At 52.0% G+C, this 21,553-nt stretch carries 22 protein-coding genes; 7 read left to right on the top strand and 15 right to left on the bottom strand.

Translation table 11 applies throughout. From position 1 onward, the window contains the following. The first annotated feature begins 94 nt into the window (after window positions 1-94). Window positions 95-277, top strand: a complete 183-nt coding sequence (locus tag OGY71_RS06100; protein WP_226804268.1) for a hypothetical protein — start codon at window positions 95-97, stop codon at window positions 275-277. 49 nt (window positions 278-326) lie between these two features. Here the strand turns inward: OGY71_RS06100 and OGY71_RS06095 are convergent, their stop codons facing one another. From OGY71_RS06095 to OGY71_RS06060, 8 genes are all read right to left on the bottom strand, one after another. Then, a complete protein-coding gene (locus OGY71_RS06095; protein WP_063941212.1) occupies window positions 327-1,139 on the bottom strand; it encodes a shikimate 5-dehydrogenase in 813 nt (270 codons plus the stop codon). Window position 1,140: 1 nt separating this feature from the next. Further along, entirely contained in the window at window positions 1,141-2,364 is a 1,224-nt protein-coding gene (sorE, locus tag OGY71_RS06090) for an L-sorbose 1-phosphate reductase (RefSeq protein WP_286612993.1), read from the bottom strand. A 68-nt stretch (window positions 2,365-2,432) separates the two neighbouring features. Then, a complete protein-coding gene (locus OGY71_RS06085; RefSeq protein ID WP_003031641.1) occupies window positions 2,433-3,257 on the bottom strand; it encodes a PTS system mannose/fructose/sorbose family transporter subunit IID in 825 nt (274 codons plus the stop codon). Window positions 3,258-3,268: 11 nt separating this feature from the next. Then, the gene (locus OGY71_RS06080; protein WP_003826527.1) at window positions 3,269-4,066 is read right to left on the bottom strand and encodes a PTS mannose/fructose/sorbose transporter subunit IIC; all 798 of its coding nucleotides are present in this window, start codon (window positions 4,064-4,066) and stop codon (window positions 3,269-3,271) included. A 65-nt stretch (window positions 4,067-4,131) separates the two neighbouring features. Next, entirely contained in the window at window positions 4,132-4,626 is a 495-nt protein-coding gene (locus tag OGY71_RS06075) for a PTS sugar transporter subunit IIB (protein WP_003826529.1), read from the bottom strand. Continuing rightward, entirely contained in the window at window positions 4,626-5,033 is a 408-nt protein-coding gene (locus tag OGY71_RS06070) for a mannose/fructose/sorbose PTS transporter subunit IIA (RefSeq protein ID WP_063941214.1), read from the bottom strand. The genes OGY71_RS06075 and OGY71_RS06070 overlap by 1 nt, the downstream gene beginning before the upstream one ends. Before the next feature lie 9 nt (window positions 5,034-5,042). Further along, complete coding sequence (locus OGY71_RS06065) at window positions 5,043-5,849, bottom strand: SDR family oxidoreductase (RefSeq protein WP_008786899.1); 807 nt, start codon at window positions 5,847-5,849, stop codon at window positions 5,043-5,045. Window positions 5,850-5,919: 70 nt separating this feature from the next. After that, window positions 5,920-6,873, bottom strand: a complete 954-nt coding sequence (locus OGY71_RS06060; protein ID WP_003826536.1) for a sugar-binding transcriptional regulator — start codon at window positions 6,871-6,873, stop codon at window positions 5,920-5,922. Window positions 6,874-7,342: 469 nt separating this feature from the next. Between OGY71_RS06060 and rluF the strand changes: the two genes are divergently transcribed. Beyond that, window positions 7,343-8,218 (top strand): 23S rRNA pseudouridine(2604) synthase RluF, encoded by an 876-nt coding sequence (rluF, locus tag OGY71_RS06055; RefSeq protein WP_008786901.1) that lies wholly within the window; start codon window positions 7,343-7,345, stop codon window positions 8,216-8,218. Here the strand turns inward: rluF and OGY71_RS06050 are convergent. The 7 genes from OGY71_RS06050 to lysC all read right to left on the bottom strand — a co-directional run bounded on the left by OGY71_RS06050 (window position 8,215) and on the right by lysC (window position 15,259). Continuing rightward, window positions 8,215-8,487 (bottom strand): YjbD family protein, encoded by a 273-nt coding sequence (locus tag OGY71_RS06050; RefSeq protein ID WP_003826541.1) that lies wholly within the window; start codon window positions 8,485-8,487, stop codon window positions 8,215-8,217. The two genes, rluF and OGY71_RS06050, sit on opposite strands and share 4 nt — an antisense overlap. Before the next feature lie 73 nt (window positions 8,488-8,560). Next, entirely contained in the window at window positions 8,561-9,319 is a 759-nt protein-coding gene (locus OGY71_RS06045) for a DeoR/GlpR family DNA-binding transcription regulator (protein WP_032942078.1), read from the bottom strand. Next, window positions 9,306-10,169 (bottom strand): Cof-type HAD-IIB family hydrolase, encoded by an 864-nt coding sequence (locus OGY71_RS06040; protein ID WP_149335855.1) that lies wholly within the window; start codon window positions 10,167-10,169, stop codon window positions 9,306-9,308. Before OGY71_RS06040 ends, OGY71_RS06045 begins: the two co-directional genes overlap by 14 nt. A 17-nt stretch (window positions 10,170-10,186) precedes the next feature. Continuing rightward, window positions 10,187-11,026 (bottom strand): beta/alpha barrel domain-containing protein, encoded by an 840-nt coding sequence (locus OGY71_RS06035; RefSeq protein WP_149335856.1) that lies wholly within the window; start codon window positions 11,024-11,026, stop codon window positions 10,187-10,189. A gap of 27 nt (window positions 11,027-11,053) precedes the next feature. After that, window positions 11,054-12,640: a PTS sugar transporter gene (locus OGY71_RS06030; RefSeq protein WP_079225674.1), complete on the bottom strand. Its 1,587-nt coding sequence runs from the start codon at window positions 12,638-12,640 to the stop codon at window positions 11,054-11,056. Between the two features lie 243 nt (window positions 12,641-12,883). Next, the gene (panS, locus tag OGY71_RS06025; RefSeq protein WP_164563244.1) at window positions 12,884-13,822 is read right to left on the bottom strand and encodes a ketopantoate/pantoate/pantothenate transporter PanS; all 939 of its coding nucleotides are present in this window, start codon (window positions 13,820-13,822) and stop codon (window positions 12,884-12,886) included. Between the two features lie 87 nt (window positions 13,823-13,909). Continuing rightward, on the bottom strand, window positions 13,910-15,259 hold the full coding sequence (gene lysC, locus OGY71_RS06020) for a lysine-sensitive aspartokinase 3 (RefSeq protein ID WP_043018060.1): 1,350 nt from the start codon (window positions 15,257-15,259) through the stop codon (window positions 13,910-13,912). A 314-nt stretch (window positions 15,260-15,573) separates the two neighbouring features. Between lysC and pgi the strand changes: the two genes are divergently transcribed. From pgi to OGY71_RS05995, 5 genes are all read left to right on the top strand, one after another. Beyond that, entirely contained in the window at window positions 15,574-17,223 is a 1,650-nt protein-coding gene (gene pgi / locus OGY71_RS06015) for a glucose-6-phosphate isomerase (RefSeq protein ID WP_003826559.1), read from the top strand. Window positions 17,224-17,613: 390 nt separating this feature from the next. Beyond that, window positions 17,614-17,856 carry an exopolysaccharide production protein YjbE gene (gene yjbE, locus OGY71_RS06010; protein WP_003826562.1) on the top strand — a complete coding sequence of 81 codons (243 nt, stop codon included), beginning with the start codon at window positions 17,614-17,616 and terminating at the stop codon, window positions 17,854-17,856. 118 nt (window positions 17,857-17,974) lie between these two features. Further along, window positions 17,975-18,613 carry a YjbF family lipoprotein gene (locus tag OGY71_RS06005; protein WP_286612988.1) on the top strand — a complete coding sequence of 213 codons (639 nt, stop codon included), beginning with the start codon at window positions 17,975-17,977 and terminating at the stop codon, window positions 18,611-18,613. Continuing rightward, window positions 18,610-19,347 (top strand): capsule biosynthesis GfcC family protein, encoded by a 738-nt coding sequence (locus OGY71_RS06000; RefSeq protein ID WP_286612985.1) that lies wholly within the window; start codon window positions 18,610-18,612, stop codon window positions 19,345-19,347. The genes OGY71_RS06005 and OGY71_RS06000 overlap by 4 nt, the downstream gene beginning before the upstream one ends. Beyond that, entirely contained in the window at window positions 19,347-21,443 is a 2,097-nt protein-coding gene (locus OGY71_RS05995; protein WP_286612983.1) for a YjbH domain-containing protein, read from the top strand. The genes OGY71_RS06000 and OGY71_RS05995 overlap by 1 nt, the downstream gene beginning before the upstream one ends. The last annotated feature ends 110 nt before the right edge of the window (window positions 21,444-21,553 follow it).

The raw sequence follows: 21,553 nt of genomic DNA, 5'->3' as shown, positions 1-21,553 counted from the left end.
ACTCGCCGAGGCGTTCCGCCATCTTGATTGTAGCCATCTCACTACTGAAGAAAATCTGGCGCTATCGTTTGGCTGTGAAGAGGCGCTGGCAGGGTTGTACCAGACGCTGAATTTTATGGGCGAAAGCCTGCTGACCATGGGGGGGGAAGGTCAGGAACATTTTGCGTATGAGAGCATATGCCAGTTAGGACACAGTCTGGTCAACATCAGCCAATTGATTCCCGCGCTGGCGCAGTTGGAAGCGAAAGCTGACCAGCAACTGTTCGCTGTTGCATAGTACCTAAAATAGACAGAGCGCCCATCCCTGGCGCTCTGTTCCTGCTTCTTTACCCCGCCCGCGCAAATTCTGCCGCTTCGGCGATTAGCGCGTCATCCGGGCGTACGCCGGTGTACATGGCGAACTGCTCTACGGCCTGTAAGGCAATCACCTCTGCACCGCTGATGGTCTTTTTACCTAATTGCTGTGCCAGTTTGATTACCGGTGTTTCCGGCGGCAGGGCGACGACGTCAAACACCACGCTGGCGGCAGCGACTATCGCTTCGCTGTAGGCCAGTTCATCGCTCTCTTTACCGCCAGCCATGCCGACGGGCGTCACGTTGACCAGAATATCGCAGGTAATCCCTTCCGGCTGCGGTTGCCACTGGAAACCGTACTGTTTTGCCAGCGCCGGACCGCTCTCCCGGTTACGGGCGGCGACGATCACATCGCGAAAACCGGCATCGCGAAATGCAGCAATGACAGCTTTACCCATTCCACCGCTGCCGCGGATCATGACGCGTGCGTGGTTATCAAGCTGGTGGCTGGTAATCAGGCTTTTTACCGCAATGTAGTCGGTGTTAAATCCTGTCAGCGTACCGTTGTCATTGACAATGGTGTTGACGGAATCAATGACTTTTGCGGAAGGATCGATGGCATCCAGAAACGGCATGCAACTCTCTTTAAACGGCATAGAGACCGCACAGCCGCGAATCCCGAGTGCGCGAACGCCTTTCACTGCGGCCTCAATATCCTGCGTAGTAAAGGCTTTGTAGATAAAATTTAACCCTAACTTTTCATACAGATAGTTATGAAAGCGTGTGCCAAAGTTGCCGGGGCGACCGGCAAGCGACATGCACAACTGGGTGTCGCGGTTAATCATGTTAAATCTCCTCGGCGTGAGACAATATGTACTGTTCGGCTTCCTGCGACCAGATCCCCTGATGACGCTCCAGGATATCGCGCAAGGCCGGATCGTCAATCTGGGTGAGCGCAGTTAACGGCAATGCTTTTCCGGTGTAAACCAGTTTTTTACCCCCACCGACTTGCGGCAGTTCCAGCGTTGTTTCACCTGCCGCATTCAATCCCAGAATGTGCGTCACCACTTTTGCCGCCTGAACTTTCTTCTCTTCGATCAGTTTTACCGCCGCGCGCATGTCGTCGGTATTGCCGCCAGATGTCCCAACATAATGGGTGAAGGCATAGTGCACGTCGTAGAAGTTAATCGGCGCGCTAAACTGCTTATCCTGCGGACCGGCAAAGAAGTTCATGCAACCATCCGCAGCCAGCAAAGAAGAGGCCAGCGTGACCAGCTGTTCATTGGGCACAAACACAAAGATGTCATCAAACCCGTGCCCGCCGCTCAGCGCCATCAAGCTGTCATAACTCGCATCCTGCGCGTGGAGATAATGGATCAACGTTTGTGGTTCTGATGGATAGTGCTTGCGGGCGTAGCTCAGCTTGTCGTTATTGGTGTCGGTCACCACCAGCAGCGCTGGGTTAACCGGACCATGCAGCGCGTAGTCGATCGCCAGTAGTCCCATCGGCCCGGTGCCGCCGAGTATCAGTGTACGCCCCTGCGGACGAATGCCCATCTTGTGGTTATAAGTACCTTCCTGTAGATGATAGTTGGCGTTGAATGCGCCAATCACGCAGGACAGCGGCTCAACCAGCGAGCCTTCAAAATAGGTTTCACCTTCGTAGGTCAACAGGCAGTCCTGCTCCATGACTTCATCAGGAATGATAACGTGCGTGGCTTCACCGCCTACCCACGGGAAGGAGTAGCCGGGGCAGTCCGGGCGATCCGGCAGTTGCAGGTTAGCCTGAATGACATAGCGCTGGCCGGGCTGAAACTTATGCTGCCATTTTTTCCCCACGGCAATAATATCGCCGCAAAACTCGTGACCGATGATGATCGGGTTGGTGGCCACATCGTCCGGCACCTTTTTGTGGTTCTCGCCCTGGTTAGCCTCTTTCCAGGAGGAAAGGCACAGGCTGTCGGTTACGACTGAGGCCAGAATTTCATCGTCCTGCATTTCAGGAAGATCGAAGGTTTCCAGGCGCAGATCGCGTTTACCATAAAGGCGTAAAGCTGTTGTTGTTTGCATTGTTACCACCTCTTCCTCTTTCGAGGACTATTTGTTGAAGTTGCCCCGGCATTGCCGGAGCGAAAAAATCAGGACAGGAAACCCAGCGCGTTACCGATAATCCCCAGCGCAAACAGGGCGAAGATCAGCCATACCGGATTAATTTTCTTGTTAAGCAGACGCACCATCAGCAGCGTCAGACCCAGCGCCAGCAGGCCGGGGCAGAGTTGGTCGAGAATGTTCTGCACGGTCATGGTGACGGTGGTGCCGTCTGCGCCAGGCGTTTGCGATACCACCAGCGGCACGTTGATGCTGGTCCATTTGGTGACCAACACCCCCATGACAAACAGGCCGAGAATCGATGCGCCTTCGGTCAGTTTCTGCAGCAGGTTGCCGCCCATGTCGCTGACGATATTGACCCCTTTACGAAAGCCAAGCTGTAAGCCGTACCACTTCATGGCAAGACGTACTGCATTGAAAATAAAGAAGAATAATAGTGGACCGAGAATGTTTCCGGACAGCGCCAGCGATGCGCCGAGCGCGGCGGTAATCGGGCGCAATGTTCCCCAGACCAACGGGTCGCCAACACCGGCCAGCGGGCCCATCAGCCCAACTTTGATGCCGTTGATGGCGCCGTCGTCAATTTCCGCACCATTGGCGCGAGCTTCTTCCATCGCGGCGGTCACGCCAATCACCGGGCCGCACACGGCAGGCGTGGTGTTGAAAAACACCAGGTGGCGTTTGAGTGCTGCAACCTGGTCCTCTTTCAGCGGATACAGGCGCTTGATGGCAGGGATCATGTCGTAGCAAAAGCCCAGCCCATGAATGCGTTCAAAGTTAAATGACGCCTGTTGCAGGTTGGAGCGAACAAACATGCTAAACAGGTCGGATTTGGTTAGTTTTTTCTGTTCCATGGCTGGCTCCATTAGTCATCAAGCTGATCGAGAGCTTGAGAAGAGGCGGGTTGCGCCTGCGGTTCGGCTTTACGCCACTGTGGGTTCAACTGGATGTAGACCAGCGCGATAATCACGCCAACCCCACCGAAAGCCAGCAGGCTCAAATCGAGATACCCCCCAGCGATAAACCCGAGGAAGAAGAAGGGCATCAGGTACTTCACGCCCATCATGCGCAGCACCATGGCGTAGCCGACCACCACGATAAAGCCACCGGCAATCTGCAATCCGCGGGTGACGAATTCCGGAATGGCGTTGAGCATATTGCTGACCATATCGGCGCTGACAAACAGCGAGACGATTAATGCAGGAATGGCAACGCGCAGCGCCTGTACGCCGAGAGCGGAAACGTGCAGCATGTCGATGGTGCGAAAGCGGGCGTCTTCGGCTGCTTTATCCGCCGCGTGCTGGAACACCACGGTGATGGTACGGGCAAAGACAGTTAGTACCTGACCTGCCGCCGCGACTGGCAGGGCGATGGCGATACCGGTAGCAATGCTTTGCTGACCGACGATAACCAGAATGGCGGAGATAATACTGGCGAGCGCCGAATCGGGAGACTGCGCTGCGCCGACGTTCATCCAACCAAGAGCGATTAACTCCAGCGTGCCGCCGAGCATAATCCCGGTTTTTAAATCACCAAGGATCAGGCCGATAACGGTACAAGCAATTAGCGGACGGTGGGTCTGGAACTCATCCAGCACGCTGCCCATTCCGGCAATACAGGAAAATAGGAATATGGCGATAATTTGTAGGGTACTTATTTCCATAATATGTCACCTTGTGAATGTGATCATCCCTGCCTGTTAAAGCATAAGAACACAGGCATTTTTATTTATTCAGCGAACGATTGTTCTTCTATTTTTTCGAGAATATTAATAGATGGATCGGATGCGACGACGCGTAAATCCAGCGTGACACCCAGTTTAGCTAATTCTCGAAACGCATTAATGTCGTCACTGTCTAAAGAAACGGCTTTAGTTAATTGTTTTTTACCCGGTCGCCAGGCCATGCCGCCAATATTTAACGTGGCGATTTTCACGCCTTGCTTGACCATTGCTAATGCATCCTGTGGGCGGGTAAACAGATAAAAAACGGTTTCGTTCTGGTATTGCGGATTATGGTAAACCGCGACCGCCTTTTCGATATTAACGACGTTCACTTTTATTCCCGGTGGGGCGGCCTGACGTAATAATGTGCGACGTACTTCATCGTTATAAACGTCGTCATTACAGATAATAATCCGTTGGGCATTCGCCACCTTCGACCAGACGGTGGTGACCTGACCGTGGATCAGGCGGTCATCAATACGAGCAAGGGTAATGTTCATCAGAAATCCTCTTCGGCCGTTTCCAGATGCTTCCAGACGACACAGGTTTGTTGAGCAATGGTCGTCAGGTGTTCGCACAGTTCATCCACATTCATATTGCTTTGGTTGTCTACCAGTTCCAGCGCCAACGGCAGTGATAACCCGCTAATGACCCGTATCGCCGGATTGTGCATCGCCAGCGTCGCGGCGGCATTCCAGGGACTGCCACACTGCAAATCGACGGCAATCAGCCATTCATCGCCAGTGTGAATACTTACTAACTTTTTTAGCTTTTCCACAATATCGCTGGCGTTCTCTCCGGGGACAAATGCCACGGCTTCAACGTTGGCATCACCGTAGACCATCTGTACCGATTCCAGCATGGCGCAGGCCAGTTTGCCGTGAGCACAGAAGATTGCATTGACCATAAAATCTCCTTAGCCGCGCGTTTTTCCGCCCGCAATGTTAGTGGTTACTCCGGTGATGTAACTGGCACGCTCAGATAAAAGATAACAAACAAAATCAGCGACTTCGCTTAAGCGTCCTGAACGACCAATCGGGATCGCGTTCTTGGTGTAGCCCTCGCGCAGCTGTTCGACGGTGATGTTGCGGGTCCAGGCCAGCGCTTCTTCATACTCGGGGGTCCGCAGTCCGGTTTTTTCCAGAATGCCAGGTGCAATGCCAACTACACGGATGCCGTGTTTGCCCAACTCTTTCGACCAGGAACGGGTAAAGCTATTCAATGCGGCTTTGGTCGCGGCGTAACAGCTTTGACCTTCAGAACCTTCCAGTCCGCTTTCAGAAGAGACATTCACAATCACGCCGTTACGCTGTTTTACCATTTGGCGTGCCGCTGCCTGCGACATTAAGAACACACCTTTCTGGTTGATATTAACCATTTTTTCAAAAGCAGCTTCGTTGAGTTCGTATTGCCCGGCGGGTGCTTTTTCATCGACCAGCAGACGCGGAAAATTAACGCCAGCATTATTTACCAGCCCATCAATACGTCCGTAGCGTTGGATAATTTCAGCGACCGTATGATTAACCTCTTTGGCACTGGAAATATCCGTTGGCCAAAAATGATACCCGTCATGGCTATCGTATTTACCTTCTCCGCCATGAATATCTGCCATTTGCACATTAGCGCCTTGCGCTAATAACTCCTCGACAATTGCCAGACCAATTCCGGATGCACCACCGGTAACAATAATGACTTTGCCCTGCAAGTTTAACCACGTTTGCATAATTAACTCCCGATTTCAGATAAGGGGATCCCACATAAATTTAATTATGGTAGGACCAATTAGAATTTATTTACTTCAACAATAACTCAGCGGTATTGCTGTTGGTGACTAAACAGTTAATATAATTCCCACGTAATGCGCCTAATATCCCACTGTATTTTTCTTCACCCATTGCAATGCCAATGGAGTAACGCGCCTGTTTTAATTTATTGGTTTCGATGGAGAGCGTCTTTTCACTCATATTGGTCTCTACGGTTACACCGTTGATATCGTAAAAGCGCGAGCAAATGTCTCCGGCGACCTGGCGGGCATGCAGGTCATCACTCTCTTCACTGCCGTAAAAAGCGTGCCAGTTGGCGCCATCACGTATCGCCGGAGATCCAATCCCGACCAGCGCGATGTCCAGATTATCCCAGTACGCAGAAATCGATTTAAAATGTCGTGACTGCATGATCCCGTTACGGATCAGCGGGTTTTCCAGCAGTGCCGGGAAATCTGCCAGGTGTGATTCCCCTTTGAGCTTTGCCGCAGCGCCGTAGGTCAGCGTATTGACGTGGTAGCGGCTTTCAAGCTTGCCGGATGGTCCGCCGATAATCGGCACACAGATCAGCTGGCGCGACTGGCTGGCAGGAGATAATCCTTCCACCAGTCCCCGTACCGCGCGGCCCCATGAGAACCCGATAATGTCCCCAGGTTCCAGTAAGCGTTCCAGCAACTGTGCGCCATGTGCGCCCATCATATTAAGTTGTTCATCTTCCTGCTCGCTATCGCAGGAGACTACGACCGCCTCTTTCAGGCCAAATTTCTGTTTTAGCTGCTGTTCCAGCCACAGATTTTCGTTGTAGTCGTAATTAATGGCGATGGTGACGATACCCTGCTCGCGTCCACGTTTTAGTAACCGGCTGATCGTGGTGCGATAAATACCCAGCTCGCGAGCTATTTGCGCTTGTGTCATATCCTGTTCGTAATACAGCTGCGCTATTTTTACGATCAGGCGGATATCATCGCTGTTTTCCGTCGCCATTTTTGGACTCCTGCACATTTGTGCAAATCACGAAATTGCCTTCTTGATCTGATATAACCCCATCTGTTCTCCATCTCAAAGCTATTTTCACTTATTTCATCGTCCTGAAATGACCGATTGTGTTGCACATTTGATGTGGTGATGGCGCGTTGTCGGCACAGATGTGCATACCTCTCTAATGTATTGATTCTGCTTGTTTTCACTCAACAAAATTGCAGGGATGGATCGCTGACACTTTTGTGTCAAAAGGTGTGACGGATCACAAATAGCGCGTGGGTAGTCGAACACGATTATTTTTTATCGTCCGCAAGGTAGGGTATATTTCGCTTTTAATACACAAAGTCATTCAAGTTGTATCAAGGCGGCAAGGGAGCGAACCCCCGGGAGCATAGATTGCTATGTGACCTGGGTGAGTGAGGGTAGCCAACGCAGAGACAGCTTGAAGGGTGAAGTGTATACAGGAGAAACTATGCTGCCCGACTCATCTATCCGATTAAATAAATACATCAGTGAAAGCGGAATCTGCTCGCGTCGCGAGGCGGATCGCTTTATCGAACAAGGGAATGTCTTCCTGAATGGTAAACGCGCCACCATCGGCGATCAGGTGATGCCTGGCGACGTCGTAAAAGTAAATGGTCGGTTGATTGAGCCGCGTGAAGCGGAAGATCTGGTTTTTATCGCGCTGAACAAGCCGGTAGGGATTGTCAGCACCACCGAAGACAGCGAACGCGACAACATTGTTGATTTCGTGAATCACAGCAAGCGCGTGTTTCCAATTGGCCGTCTGGACAAAGATTCCCAGGGACTTATCTTTCTGACTAACCACGGCGACCTGGTGAATAAAATCCTGCGTGCCGGTAACGATCACGAAAAAGAGTATCTGGTGACGGTCGATAAGCCGGTCACTGATGACTTTATCCGTGGGATGGGGGCCGGTGTGCCCATTCTCGGTACCGTCACCAAAAAATGTAAGGTGAAGAAAGAAGCGCCGTTTGTGTTTCGCATTACGCTGATTCAGGGACTTAACCGTCAGATCCGTCGTATGTGCGAACACTTTGGCTATGAAGTTACCAAGCTTGAGCGTACGCGAATCATGAACGTTGGTTTGTCTGGTCTGCCGCTTGGTGAATGGCGCGACCTGACAGATGACGAACTGATCGATCTGTTCAAGCTGATTGAGAACTCGTCCTCAGAAGCCAAACCGAAGGCGAAAGCGAAGCCAAAAACCGCAGGCATTAAGCGTCCGGTGGTGAAAATCGAAAAATCAGCGGAGAAAGAAAAATCGCGCCCGGCGGCAAACGGTAAGCGTTTTACCTCTCCGGGGCGTAAGAAGAAGGGACGCTAACGTCTGCCGCGCGTCGGCGTATTTGCTGACCAGGAAAACGATGCTTCCGCATCCGGTTTATAGGCCTGCTTTTTCTTCAACTGGCGGGCTTTTTTAGCTTCTGCTTCGCGCAAGGCCATCAGTTTATCGATGTACTCTTTCTTGATGCTGTTGGTCTCTGCGTTGGTCAGCAGACGACCATGCGCAATGCGCGCGCGGTCGAGCAGCGTTTTCAGTTCACGCTGTTCGCGCTCGGTCATCTCTTTTTGGGTAATGCGGGGGAGTGCCATAAGGGTGCCCTCTGTTAGCCGATATCCTCAGTGTACGGTAATCCAGAACCTGCTGATAGCGTCATGTATTGTATTATTCAGCAATACGTAATTTTCCGGCGAAGTCCTGCTGTGTATAGCCCGTTGTTCTGAATCGCTTGTCTGTGATGATGTTATCGATCTCTTTTAATGTGGCGATACACATCACACCGTCCTGGCCAAATTTTGTATGGTCGGCAAGAATTACCGACTTTTTACTCATAGCAATCATTGATTTGGCAACATAGGCTTCATCGAAGCTTTTCACCAGCACACCATGTTGAGGTGAAATACCACCCGCGCCGATGAAGCAGATATCTGCGTGAATAGTGTTTATTTGCTGACAAACGGAGACGCCGAGATTGGCACGGAAATGGTAGTCATATTCACCACCTAATACATAAACGCGCGCTTTAAGATTATGTTCTTTTATTTTATCGGCAATTAAGGCTGAGTTAGTAATAACGGAGTAGGCCAGAGGAGGTAATTGTTCGGCCAGAATAAGATTTGTTGTGCAGGAGTCAATGAATAGAGTGTCGTGCTCGCTGACCATGCCGGCGGCAAGTTTACCAATTGCCATTTTTTCTTCGCGGTGAATATCAATCCGCGCGCCAAATTCATCTTCCTGAACAACCTGTTTTTTGACGGCTCCGCCGTGAATTTTGGTAATTTGCCCTTCAGACTCCAGAATGGAGAGATCGCGGCGAATGGTCTCTGATGTGACTTTTAGCGTTTCCGATAATTTGATAACCGTCACTTCACCGAATTTATTTAATTCATCGAGGATATGTTTTCTTCTTTTAATCGGGTTCATTATTTTCCGCCAACGTCGTGCTTTGGCGCATGGTAACTGGATGTGCAGAGCAACGCAACCACTCCAGCGCACAGACAATACCCTCATCATCATTAGAGGCCGTCACATAGCTGGCTTGTCGTTTTACTGCCTCAGGCGCATTCCCCATTGCAATACCAACGCCGGCGGTGGAAAACATACTGATATCGTTTTGCTGGTCACCAATCGCCGCAACCTTTTCTGCTGCTATATTTAGCTGGTGCATTAACATGCTAATAGCATAACCTTTATTTATTTCGCTACGTTGGATATCAATGTAATTCTCCCCAGTGATAGTCGCTGTATAGCCATAAGGCAATTTATTATTCACTTCTGTACACAGCGCATTTATTTTTAACTGCTCAGTAACGAGTGTGATTTTATAAATATCTTGCCGGTTTAAAATATTTCCAGGTGCTGCCGAAATAAGTGGTAATTCAAATAAACGGGCTTCATAAGTTGTCCATGGTGCTACCTGTTGGTCGCAACGATGATAAATAGCATCAGCGCTAAAAAAATGATGAGGACAGAGGGAAAGCGCAATATGTCGGTCAATATCCCGAAGATTCATACAAGAGAGCGCAGCAGTATGAATATTGCGCTGCTGCGCCATCTCGAGGATCTGACCTCCGTTGAAGCCTGCGCACCAGCCAAACAGCGCATTAACCTGCTGCTGTTGTAGCAGGCGCATCATAGAGGAGACCGGTCTGGCGGAACAGGCGGCCAACAGGCCACCGCGCTGGTGGAATTCTACGAGTGCCTGACGCGTGCGTGGACTGATTGTCTTTTGCGAAGTCAGTAGTGTTCCATCCAGATCGGTGACCAGTAACATGCTTTTTTCCCTTAATATCAATGCGCAATAAACGGTGTGACAGCCTCTTTGGCGGCGTTGCAGACCATATGGTCGATTGCCGTACCGACGACCAGAATATTGACCCCGGTATCCTTAAACGCTTTGGCATTGGCGAGGTTAATTCCGCCTTCCGCCAGCGTCGGCACGCTTACCGCGCCGACCAGCGCCCACAGGCGATCTTTAATGGCTTGCGGAATATCACCTGCGGCTACGCCTTCGTAGCTCATACCGGTCATTAAACCAATCATGTCGACGCCAATCTCCTGCATCCGTTTTGCTACGCTGGCGACCTCTTCCGGAGTGCGCGCAGGAATACCGAAGGTATGCAGGTCATCCGGGTGACCAATATAAGCATCAACGGTCAGGCCATACTGATGGGCGAGATTAACGATGCCCTGTAGATCGTCCCAGTCGGATTTATGGGTGTGTAAGCCATCGGCACCAGCACGGGCAATCTCCAGTATCTCTGTTTCCGTGAGCGGGACTGGTAACGTTTCGGTAAAGCCACCTGCGATACCGACGGTAATGAAGATATCGTCAGGGACCACATTACGTACGCCATGTACTGCTTCGGCCATCTGGCTGTTGGTGATTTCGTGGCGGATTTGTTCCGCCGCGTGCATGTTGCTCACCCCCTTATGCCCACGCGCCAGCGCCAGTGCGGGATGGTTCGGTTCGAGCAGCTTAACGCCCGCCTCACATACTGCTTTTGCCAGACGCGCATCGTCGCCGGTTATCCCTGTGCTGAGGATGGTCTGCCCGCCGTGCAGCGTGATGGCATCTTTCACTTTCTGTAACGCTTTAGCGCGTTTTTTATTCATATCGCCTTTAAACATGGTGTACCTCTGGTGTTGGTGCATTAATTAATGGGCTGACGCGGTAGATTCTTTCTGTGCGACAGCCTTAAAACGGTTGGCAATAATGGTGGAAATACAGGTCAGGCCCATGACGGTAACCATCACAATCGCCATTTGCAGCGCATTGCTGGATAAGAACGGAGAGGCAAATGCGGGGACATAAGCCACGCCTTTAACGTTAAAGAAACCCAGCATCATGCCGCCCAGACCGGCCCAAACGATCGCTGAACCAAAGACAATTTTGTTGGCAAACATGAACGGATAGGCCGATTCAACGAAGGTCCCAAAGCCGAGGTTGATAAGCAGGCCGGGTGTCGCGACGGCGGCTTCGCTTTTTTCTCGTGGTGCGATGACGTTAGCCAGGTTGATTCCTGCAGCAACCATTACCAGGCCTACCATATCGACAGCGCCGAGGAAGCTGACTCCGGATTTTTCCATTTCCAGGAGCACCAGCGGCAGAATGACCGCGTGATAGACGCCCCCCAGAATAGCTGGCCAGATAACCAAACCAGCCAGCAGGCCGGCAAGAATAGGGCTGAAGGCCAGCGTGGTTTCGATAGCCAGTTTGATGTAATTACCTGCTGACAGCGCCAGCGGGCTCAGCAGATAGTGCATGATTAACCCAGCGGCCAGGCCTGAGATCCCACCCGCTACAATGTTGACGGTGGTCATCGGAAAGCGCCAATTCAGGCATAATTCGAACAGCCAACGAACGAAAATCCCGGCCATCAAACCACCGATGATCCCTCCAATCAGACCGCCTTCGACGGAAAGTACTCCGGCGACCACCCCGGCAACAATTGAGACTTCATCCAGTTCCGAAATCTGTTTTGCTGCGAGAACCGCAACTAAAACCGGCAGGCCCTTCAGTAGAATTTCAAAGATATCGTTGAGTTTTTCCAGGCCAGGAATGTGACTGAGTGCGAGCACGATTGCCATGGCGATAAAGCCCGGCAGCGCAGGGATCATTATGCTGCGAATATTGAAGCGCTTAAGCAGACTTTTTCCAGAACCGCCCTGTGAAGGAGAAGCACTGCCCAACTGTGGTTTGTATTTAACGCCCCAGTGCTTACACAGTGATGCGATAAAGGAAACTGCGCGGGTTCGGCTGGTGGTACCCGTCGTGCCCGAGGTTGCGACGACATTTGCCCCCTTTGCCGCCACTAGCGCCATTGAGGTCCCGCCGGTGCCAACAATCGGTGTTTTCATTTCAACAGCTGCGGCAAAGACAGCCTGGTTGGCCTTCACCGGATCGGCACTCATCACGATGATCCCGTCGATCTCACCGTTACGGATCATCTCAGCAATCCTGAAATCGCTCTCAACTACCGAGTCGTTCACTTCTGAAAGTTTGCCCTGAAATATCCTTTGTGGTTTTTGTTGGTTTTCTGTGGTTAGTGCAAATACCGACGCTGGCGTGTGAGCTTTGGCAACGTCCATTGAGGCTTCTGCCGCAATGAACTGCACAGCGGCAACTTCAACTCCTGCGGCTTCGCACTGCTGGTAAATTTCCTGGAGTAGCTTTTCCGGTTCAGCACCACCCAGGTTGTAGAGGTTGCCTCCACTGCTTCCAATAATCGCAATTTTTTTCATAGCGGCCTCGAAGATAGGGTAAGGGTTTATCTGTGTTGTAGTGAAATCATATTCCCAATTAAAACAAACTAAATCAACATTTGAGAAATGATTAAATTTGAGATTAAAACAGGCTTGTTTATGTATTGTATTGAAATTTAATAATTAAATTATTATTTTGTTTTGTGTTGATATTTGTTGTTTTGTGATGAAGTTCAAATGCGGGCAGGGGGAAATGGAGGATGCCTCCTCCATTTATGAAGATTAGTGTTGTTTTACTGCGTGTGGTTTATCTTCAATCGGCTTACCGGACCAGTAGCCTGCCAGCAGCGAACCGGAAAGGTTGTGCCAGACGGAGAACAGCGCGCCAGGCAGGGCGGCAAGCGGGCCAAAGTAGATCTTGCCCAGCGCAGCGGCAAGCCCTGAATTCTGCATGCCCACTTCGATTGCCAACGTACGGCAGGTTGACTCGTCGAAACCAAACAGTTTTCCGCCCCAGTAGCCGCCGAGCAGGCCAATGGTGTTATGCAGGATTACGGCGATAATCACCACAAAGCCGACAGATGCAATGTGCGAGGCAGAACCCGCTACGACGGCGCTGATGATCGCCAGAATGCACACCATTGAAAATGCGGGCAGATACGGTTCCACGGTTTTTACGACGCGTGGGAACAGGTGGTGAATGACCAACCCCAACGCAATCGGAATGACCACGATCTGCAGGATACTCAGCAGCATACCCATCACATCTACCTGGATATGCGCGTCGACATACAGCCGTGTAAGCAGCGGTGTGGCGACAACGCCCACCAGCGTTGAAACCGATGAAATAGTCACAGAGAGTGCCACATCGCCTTTTGCCAGATAGATCATGACGTTTGATGCCGTTCCGCTGGCGACGCTACCGACCAGCACCATCCCTGCGGACAATTCCGGCGGCATATTAAATGCCAGCGCTAAAATCCATGCGGCGAGCGGCATCACCAGATAGTGCAGGAAAATACCCGCCGCGACTGGTGCAGGACGTGAGAGTACGCGTTTAAAGTCGTCTACCTTCAGGTGAACGCCCATACCGAACATGATCAGCATCAGTAACGACGGCACGAATGGCCCGACAGGCGTAAAGGTGGTGGGCGTGTAATATGCAACAACAGAGAGCAGCAGTGCCCATAACGGGAACAGCCGCGTGAGAGTAGCGAGCATGTTATATTCCTTGCGATTGAAATGTGTTGTTATAAAAAAGCCGGGTTCGAGCCCGGCTATAGTTATTGTTTATTGCGTGATGAAATTTTATTCAAACAAATTATGGTGCAGCTTCTGTACCACTTGTTCGGCTTCAGTACCGGGCACCAGGAAGCACAGGTTATGGCTGGATGCGCCGTAGCAAATCATGCGGATGTTGAACGGTTCCAGTACGCCGAACACCTCTTTACCCACGCCACAGGCTTTGGACAGGTCGTTGCCAATCAGCGCCACCAGCGCCAGGCCTTCTTCCACTTCAACCCGACACAGGGCAGACAGTTCCATCAGCAGAGACTGTGTTAACAGTGTATCCCCGGTGGAGGTCGAACCGGTGGTATCCAGCGTCAGCGCCACGCTGACTTCGGATGTGGTAATTAAATCTACTGAGATGTTATGGCGTGCCAGAATACCGAAAACTTCCGCTAAAAAGCCACGAGAGTGCAGCATATTCAGGCTATGCAGCGTTACCAGCGTTTGCTTACGGCGCAGCGCCAGCGCCCGGAACAGAGGTGGATTCGCGGTTTTATTGCAGACCAGCGTACCGCCTGCTTTTGGATCCTTACTGGATCCCACAAACACCGGGATATCGCTACGTACGGCTGGCAACAGGGTTGCCGGGTGCAGCACTTTCGCGCCAAAGGTCGCCATTTCCGCGGCCTCTTCAAAGGCGATTTCATCAATACGCTGCGCCGCCGGAACAACGCGTGGATCGGTCGTGTAAATGCCAGGAACATCGGTCCAGATATCGACGCGCGTGGCGTGCAGCGCTTCGGCCAGCAGGGCAGCCGTATAATCGCTCCCGCCGCGCCCCAACGTGGTGGTGCGGCCTTTACCTTCACTGCCGATAAAGCCCTGAGTAATCACCAGACCTTCGCTCAGACGCGGGGCCAACTGGAGCGTTGCCAGTTCGGCTAGCGCCGCGACGTCAGGCTCTGCGCGGCCAAAACGATCGTTGGTGCGCATCACTTTACGTACGTCAAACCACTGCGCCTGCACGTTGCGCTCACGCAGAATCTCGACGAACAGCAGGGTAGACATCAGTTCACCGTGGCTGACCAGTTCGTCGGTCAGCGCGGTTGAGGTCGCCAGTGACGCCGCTTCTGCCAGCGTGGTGATGTTTTCCAGCAGACGTTCGATCTCTTCACGGATCACGTTTGGATAACGCAGGCGCTCCAGAATATTGAACTGAATTTGACGAATGGCATCGAGTTTTTCGAAGCGCGCGGTTGGCTCCAGCCCTTCAGCCAGTGCGACCAGCAGGTTGGTGATCCCCGCAGAAGCGGAAAGTACCACTACACGGACGTTAGCATCAGAAAGCACTACATCAGCGCTGCGATTCATGGCATCAAAATCCGCCACGCTGGTACCGCCAAACTTGGAGACAACTACATCAGTCATAACTACCTCGTGTCAGGGAATGAATAGAGCGACCATGGCACATAAGGCAGAACAGAAACCGGTGCAGGCGCAAATGCAAATACCGTATTTATAAATAAAATGTGTAGCTTGCACTGTCAACGCTGGGATTATGCGGATTTTTCATGCTGCAACTGCGTTGAGTAACGGTACTAATAACAACGCTGATAACCGCTATACTTTTTAGCCACGTTTGGCGGATGCCCTGGCAATGGCATTAAAACAATCACACTTTTCTGTGACTGGCGTTACAATCGATCTCAGTCACAATTCTCAAAATCAGAAGAGTATTGCTAATGAAAAACATCAATCCAACGCAGACCTCAGCCTGGCAGGCACTACAAAAACACTTTGAAGAAATGAAAGACGTTACTATCGCGGATCTTTTCGCGAAAGATAGCGATCGTTTCACTAAGTTTTCCGCGACGTTTGACGATTTGATGCTGGTGGATTTCTCCAAAAACCGCATCACTGAAGAGACGCTGGCTAAACTGCAGGATCTGGCGAAAGAAACCGATTTGGCGGGCGCCATCAAGTCCATGTTCTCCGGTGAGAAAATCAACCGCACTGAAGACCGTGCCGTGCTGCACGTGGCGCTGCGCAACCGTAGCAATACGCCTATCATCGTTGACGGCAAAGATGTCATGCCGGAAGTGAATGCTGTGCTGGAGAAGATGAAATCCTTCTCTGAAGCGATCATCTCCGGAAGCTGGAAAGGCTATACCGGTAAAGCCATCACTGATGTAGTAAACATCGGTATCGGCGGTTCTGACCTCGGCCCGTTCATGGTGACCGAAGCGCTGCGTCCGTACAAAAATCACCTGAACATGCACTTTGTGTCTAACGTCGATGGTACGCACATTGCCGAAGTGCTGAAGAAAGTGAACCCGGAAACCACGCTGTTCCTGGTCGCTTCCAAAACCTTCACCACCCAGGAAACCATGACCAACGCCCACAGCGCGCGCGACTGGTTCCTGGCGACCGCAGGCGACAACAAGCACGTTGCCAAACACTTCGCTGCGCTCTCCACTAACGGTAAAGCGGTTGGCGAGTTCGGTATTGATACTGCCAATATGTTCGAGTTCTGGGACTGGGTAGGCGGTCGTTACTCCCTGTGGTCTGCAATCGGTCTGTCCATCATCCTGTCCGTAGGCTTCGACAACTTTGTTGAGCTGCTCTCCGGCGCGCATGCGATGGACAAACACTTCTCCACCACTCCGGCTGAGAAAAACCTGCCGGTGCTGCTGGCGCTGATCGGTATCTGGTACAACAACTTCTTCGGTGCCGAAACCGAAGCGATTCTGCCGTATGACCAGTATATGCACCGTTTCGCGGCTTACTTCCAGCAGGGCAACATGGAATCCAACGGTAAATACGTTGACCGTAACGGCAATGCGGTGGATTACCAGACTGGCCCAATCATCTGGGGTGAGCCGGGTACTAACGGCCAGCATGCGTTCTACCAGCTGATCCACCAGGGCACCAAAATGGTTCCATGCGATTTCATCGCGCCGGCCATCACCCACAACCCGCTGTCGGATCACCATCCGAAACTGCTGTCTAACTTCTTCGCGCAAACCGAAGCGCTGGCATTCGGTAAATCTCGTGAAGTGGTTGAGCAGGAATACCGCGACCAGGGTAAAGATCCGGCAACGTTGGACCACGTTGTGCCGTTCAAAGTGTTCGAAGGTAACCGCCCAACGAACTCCATCCTGCTGCGCGAAATCACGCCGTTCAGCCTGGGTGCGCTGATTGCACTGTACGAACATAAAATCTTCACTCAGGGCGCTATCCTGAATATCTTCACCTTTGACCAGTGGGGCGTTGAGCTGGGCAAACAGCTGGCGAACCGCATTCTGCCAGAGCTGAAAGATGGTTCAGAAGTGAGCAGCCACGACAGTTCTACCAACGGTTTGATTAACCGTTATAAGTCCTGGCGTGCCTGATAGCACACACTTGTAGGCCGGATAAGGCGTTTAGCCGCATCCGGCATTAATGAAATAAAAAGCCGATATTAATATCGGCTTTTTTGTAAGAATGCTCCAGGATATCTACGTTTTAACTTCATACCTTAATTGAGCTTAATCCTAAAATAATTTTCTTAATGTTATTCAATTTCTTATTTTTTCGGATTTACCGGATATTGCATTTTAATTTTTATATTTTAATTTATTGATTTAGTTGTCTTTATTGTATTTTTAATCATTTTTCCTTTCGTTATCTAATTATCCTAAATTCCCGCGTGGCGTAATTTGCACACTTTGGTTTGTGTATACTCGATCTCGCCCGAAATTCTTTTGGGTAAATCTCCATTCATACAATGAAGGGAATTTTTAATGAAAAAAGTTCTGTATGGCCTGTGGGCTATATCTGCGCTTGCGGCGACTTCTGTCTATGCTGCCCCCGTTCAGGTGGGTGAGGCGGCAGGGTCGGCTGCCGCGTCGGTTTCGGCAGGAAGTTCCTCCGCAACCAGCGTGAGCACCGTAAGTTCTGCAGTGGGGGTCGCCCTGGCGGCGACCGGTGGTGGCGATGGTTCTAATACCGGAACCACAACCACCACAACCACCAGTACCCAGTAATAAAGGTACGTTTAATTCTAACCACACTTCGGTGTGGTTATTTTGAATTGCCAAAAGTCTGTGGGATTTGTAGGCCGGGTAAGCGTTGCGCCACCCGGCAATAATGCGGAGAAACGTCGTGAAGCGACCAGCGCTCATAATGGTTTGCCTGTTACTGCAGGCGTGCTCAGCCACCACCGAAGGGTTGGGGCATTCGCTGTGGGATAGCGTGTTTGGTACTCCCGGCGTACAGATGACGGACGATGAAATCCAAAATATGCCCTACGCCAGCCAGTATATGCAGCTAAACGGCGGCCCCCAGCTGTTTGTGGTACTCGCGTTTGCGGAAAACGGACAGCAGAAATGGGTGACTCAGGATCGGGCTATTCTCGTCACGCAGCATGGGCGCATTGTGAAAACGCATCTCGGTGGGGACAACCTAATCGAGGTGAATAATCTGGCGGCAGACCCACTCATCAAACCCAATCAGATAGTCGATGGCGTAACGTGGACCCGCACAATGGGCTGGACTGCACATCAGCAGGTACGCTATGCCACCGCGCGCTCGGTTTTCAAATGGGATGGCGCAGACACCATCAAGGTCGGCAGCGATGACACGCCGGTACGGATCCTCGATGAAGAGGTAACCACCGATCAAACGCGCTGGCATAACCGCTACTGGATCGACAGTGAAGGGCAGATTCGCCAGTCGGAACAGTATCTTGGCGCGCATTACTTCCCGGTGAAAACCACGCTGATTAAGGCGGCAAAATCATGATCAAACGAGCCGTTATGGCGCTGCTGTTGAGCCTGAGCGCAGCGTCTGTTTTTGCTGCGGGCAGCGTTAAGGTCTTTACCTCCGCCAGCGAAGAGCCAAAAACGCTGACCGGGGCCGAACATCTGCTCGACCTGGTCGGACAGCCGCTGTTGAGCAATAGCTGGTGGCCAGGTGCGGTTATCAGCGAAGAGCGGGCAACGACGGAGGCGGGACGTCAGCAGCAGGCATTACTGGCTCGCCTGGCGACGCTGGTCGCTGAAGAAAGCGGTGACGATGCTGCCGCTATCAACGCATTACGCCAGCAAATTCAGGCGTTGAAGGTGACCGGCAGGCAGATGATTAATCTTGACCCGGATGTTGTGCGCGTCAGCGAGCGAGGCAACCCGCCGTTGCAGGGCAATTACACGCTGTGGGTCGGAGCGCAGCCAACGCATATCACGCTGTTTGGCCTGCTAAGCCATCCGGGTAAACAACCGTTTATGCCCGGGCGTGATGTTGCCAGTTATCTCGATGGGCAAAGTCGGCTCAGCGGCGCGGATCGTAGCTTCGCCTGGGTTATCTATCCCGACGGGCGCACGCAAAAAGTACCGGTCGCTTACTGGAACAAACGTCACGTTGAGCCGATGCCCGGCAGCATCATTTATGTCGGACTCTCTGATGCTGTCTGGAGCAGCACCCCGGATGAAATTAATGCCGACATTCTTCGCACCCTGACCCAGCGGATACCCGAATAATGAGAAAAACTTACCTGCTCAGCGTATTGGCGCTGGGCGTAAGCGTTGCCTGCCATGGTGAAACCTGGCCCGCGCCCATTGGACCTTCGCAGTCCGATTTTGGCGGCGTGGGGCTGCTGCAAACCCCAACCGCACGCATGGCGCGCGAGGGCGAAATGAGCCTCAATTACCGCGATAACGATCAGTACCGCTACTACTCTGCGTCGGTGCAGCTCTTCCCGTGGCTGGAAACCACGCTGCGCTATACCGATGTGCGTACCAAAAAATACAGTAGCGTGGAGTCGTTTTCTGGCGATCAGACTTACAAGGATAAAGCTTTTGATCTCAAACTGCGGCTGTGGGAAGAGAGTTACTGGATGCCACAGGTGGCGGTTGGCGCACGAGATATTGGCGGAACTGGCCTGTTCGATGCGGAGTATATTGTGGCGAATAAAGCCTGGGGGCCGTTTGATTTCTCGCTTGGTCTGGGTTGGGGATATCTCGGGACCAGCGGCAACGTCAGCAATCCGTTTTGCTCATACAGCGATAAATTCTGCTATCGCGATAACAGCTACAAGCAGGCCGGTTCTATTGACGGCAGCCAGATGTTCCACGGCCCGGCATCGCTGTTTGGCGGCGTCGAGTATCAGACACCCTGGCAGCCGTTGCGTCTGAAACTGGAGTATGAGGGAAACAATTACCAGCAGGATTTTGCGGGCAAGCTGGATCAGAAGAGCAAGTTTAACGTCGGCGCTATTTATCGCGCCACCGATTGGGCCGACGTTAACCTCAGCTATGAGCGCGGGAACACCTTTATGTTTGGGGTCACGCTGCGGACTAACTTCAACGATCTGCGGCCAAACTATAACGACAACGCCCGCCCGAAATATCAGCCACAGCCGCAGGATGCCATCCTGCAACACTCGGTGGTGGCGAATCAGTTAACGCTGCTGAAATATAACGCCGGACTGGCCGATCCTAAAATTCAGGTGCAGGGCGATACGCTGTATGTGACCGGTGAACAGGTGAAATATCGTGATTCGCGCGAAGGGATCGAACGTGCCAACCGGATCGTGATGAACGATCTTCCCGACGGGATCCGCACGATCCGTATTACGGAAAAACGTCTTAACTTACCGCAGGTGACGACCGAAACGGAGGTTTCCAGCCTCAAGCGTCATCTGGAAGGCGAACCGTTGGGCCATGAAACCCAGCTGGCGCAAAAACGCGTTGAGCCTGTGGTGCCGAAAACGACCGAGCAGGGCTGGTATATCGATAAGTCACGCTTCGATTTCCACATCGATCCGGTGCTTAACCAGTCAGTGGGCGGCCCGGAAAACTTCTATATGTATCAGTTGGGCGTGATGGGAACGGCGGATTGGTGGGTTACCGATCACCTGCTGACCACCGGAAGTTTGTTCGCCAACCTCGCCAATAACTATGACAAATTTAACTACACCAACCCGCCGCAGGATTCGCATTTGCCACGAGTGCGTACCCATGTGCGCGAGTATGTGCAAAACGATGTCTACGTGAATAACCTGCAGGCCAACTACTTCCAGTCACTCGGAAACGGGTTCTACGGACAGGTTTACGGTGGCTATCTGGAAACCATGTACGGCGGAGCGGGGGCGGAAGTGCTGTATCGTCCGCTGGACAGCAACTGGGCGTTGGGTGTTGATGCCAACTACGTGAAACAGCGTGACTGGCGTAGCGCGCAGGATATGATGAAATTCACCGACTACAGCGTGAAGACCGGGCATTTGACGGCGTACTGGAATCCGTCATTCGCTCAGGATGTACTGGTAAAAGCCAGCGTGGGCCAGTATCTGGCGGGAGATAAGGGCGGAACGCTGGAAGTGGCGAAGCGCTTTGACAGCGGCGTTGTGGTCGGCGGCTATGCGACCATCACCGACGCCTCGCCGGATGAGTACGGAGAGGGTGATTTTACCAAAGGGGTGTACGTATCCGTGCCGCTGGATCTGTTCTCGTCTGGCCCGACCCGCAGCCGTGCGGCGATTGGCTGGACGCCGTTAACGCGTGATGGCGGCCAGCAGCTTGGACGTAAGTTTGGTCTGTACGACATGACCAGCGACAGAAGTGAGAACTTCCGGTAATACGCGATCGCCTGGTGCGCAGAGCTTACCGGGCCGTAGGCCGGATAAGGCAAAGCCGCCATCCGGCAAGGACCTTCTGGAGAACAAAAAATAAACAAAAAATGTAGATC

The organism is Citrobacter sp. Cpo109 (assembly GCF_030332565.1).
GTDB classification, from domain to species: Bacteria; Pseudomonadota; Gammaproteobacteria; order Enterobacterales; family Enterobacteriaceae; genus Citrobacter; species Citrobacter portucalensis.
The sequence above is the reverse complement of the archived record's forward strand: the minus strand, read 5'-3'. Positions and strand labels throughout refer to the sequence as shown.

What these genes read in the sequence shown, in the direction of transcription:
- sorE (WP_286612993.1), bottom strand. Translation starts at nt 2,364, where the DNA reads ATGCAAACAACAACAGCTTTACGCCTTTATGGTAAACGCGATCTGCGC.
- OGY71_RS06095 (WP_063941212.1), bottom strand. Translation starts at nt 1,139, where the DNA reads ATGATTAACCGCGACACCCAGTTGTGCATGTCGCTTGCCGGTCGCCCC.
- OGY71_RS06000 (WP_286612985.1), top strand. Translation starts at nt 18,610, where the DNA reads ATGATCAAACGAGCCGTTATGGCGCTGCTGTTGAGCCTGAGCGCAGCG.
- OGY71_RS06040 (WP_149335855.1), bottom strand. Translation starts at nt 10,169, where the DNA reads ATGTTACTGGTCACCGATCTGGATGGAACACTACTGACTTCGCAAAAG.
- OGY71_RS06045 (WP_032942078.1), bottom strand. Translation starts at nt 9,319, where the DNA reads ATGAACCCGATTAAAAGAAGAAAACATATCCTCGATGAATTAAATAAA.
- OGY71_RS06050 (WP_003826541.1), bottom strand. Translation starts at nt 8,487, where the DNA reads ATGGCACTCCCCCGCATTACCCAAAAAGAGATGACCGAGCGCGAACAG.
- lysC (WP_043018060.1), bottom strand. Translation starts at nt 15,259, where the DNA reads ATGACTGATGTAGTTGTCTCCAAGTTTGGCGGTACCAGCGTGGCGGAT.
- OGY71_RS06060 (WP_003826536.1), bottom strand. Translation starts at nt 6,873, where the DNA reads ATGGCGACGGAAAACAGCGATGATATCCGCCTGATCGTAAAAATAGCG.
- OGY71_RS06080 (WP_003826527.1), bottom strand. Translation starts at nt 4,066, where the DNA reads ATGGAAATAAGTACCCTACAAATTATCGCCATATTCCTATTTTCCTGT.
- OGY71_RS06030 (WP_079225674.1), bottom strand. Translation starts at nt 12,640, where the DNA reads ATGAAAAAAATTGCGATTATTGGAAGCAGTGGAGGCAACCTCTACAAC.
- panS (WP_164563244.1), bottom strand. Translation starts at nt 13,822, where the DNA reads ATGCTCGCTACTCTCACGCGGCTGTTCCCGTTATGGGCACTGCTGCTC.
- pgi (WP_003826559.1), top strand. Translation starts at nt 15,574, where the DNA reads ATGAAAAACATCAATCCAACGCAGACCTCAGCCTGGCAGGCACTACAA.
- rluF (WP_008786901.1), top strand. Translation starts at nt 7,343, where the DNA reads ATGCTGCCCGACTCATCTATCCGATTAAATAAATACATCAGTGAAAGC.
- OGY71_RS06035 (WP_149335856.1), bottom strand. Translation starts at nt 11,026, where the DNA reads ATGTTTAAAGGCGATATGAATAAAAAACGCGCTAAAGCGTTACAGAAA.
- OGY71_RS06075 (WP_003826529.1), bottom strand. Translation starts at nt 4,626, where the DNA reads ATGAACATTACCCTTGCTCGTATTGATGACCGCCTGATCCACGGTCAG.
- OGY71_RS06085 (WP_003031641.1), bottom strand. Translation starts at nt 3,257, where the DNA reads ATGGAACAGAAAAAACTAACCAAATCCGACCTGTTTAGCATGTTTGTT.
- OGY71_RS05995 (WP_286612983.1), top strand. Translation starts at nt 19,347, where the DNA reads ATGAGAAAAACTTACCTGCTCAGCGTATTGGCGCTGGGCGTAAGCGTT.
- OGY71_RS06065 (WP_008786899.1), bottom strand. Translation starts at nt 5,849, where the DNA reads ATGCAAACGTGGTTAAACTTGCAGGGCAAAGTCATTATTGTTACCGGT.
- OGY71_RS06070 (WP_063941214.1), bottom strand. Translation starts at nt 5,033, where the DNA reads ATGGTCAATGCAATCTTCTGTGCTCACGGCAAACTGGCCTGCGCCATG.
- yjbE (WP_003826562.1), top strand. Translation starts at nt 17,614, where the DNA reads ATGAAAAAAGTTCTGTATGGCCTGTGGGCTATATCTGCGCTTGCGGCG.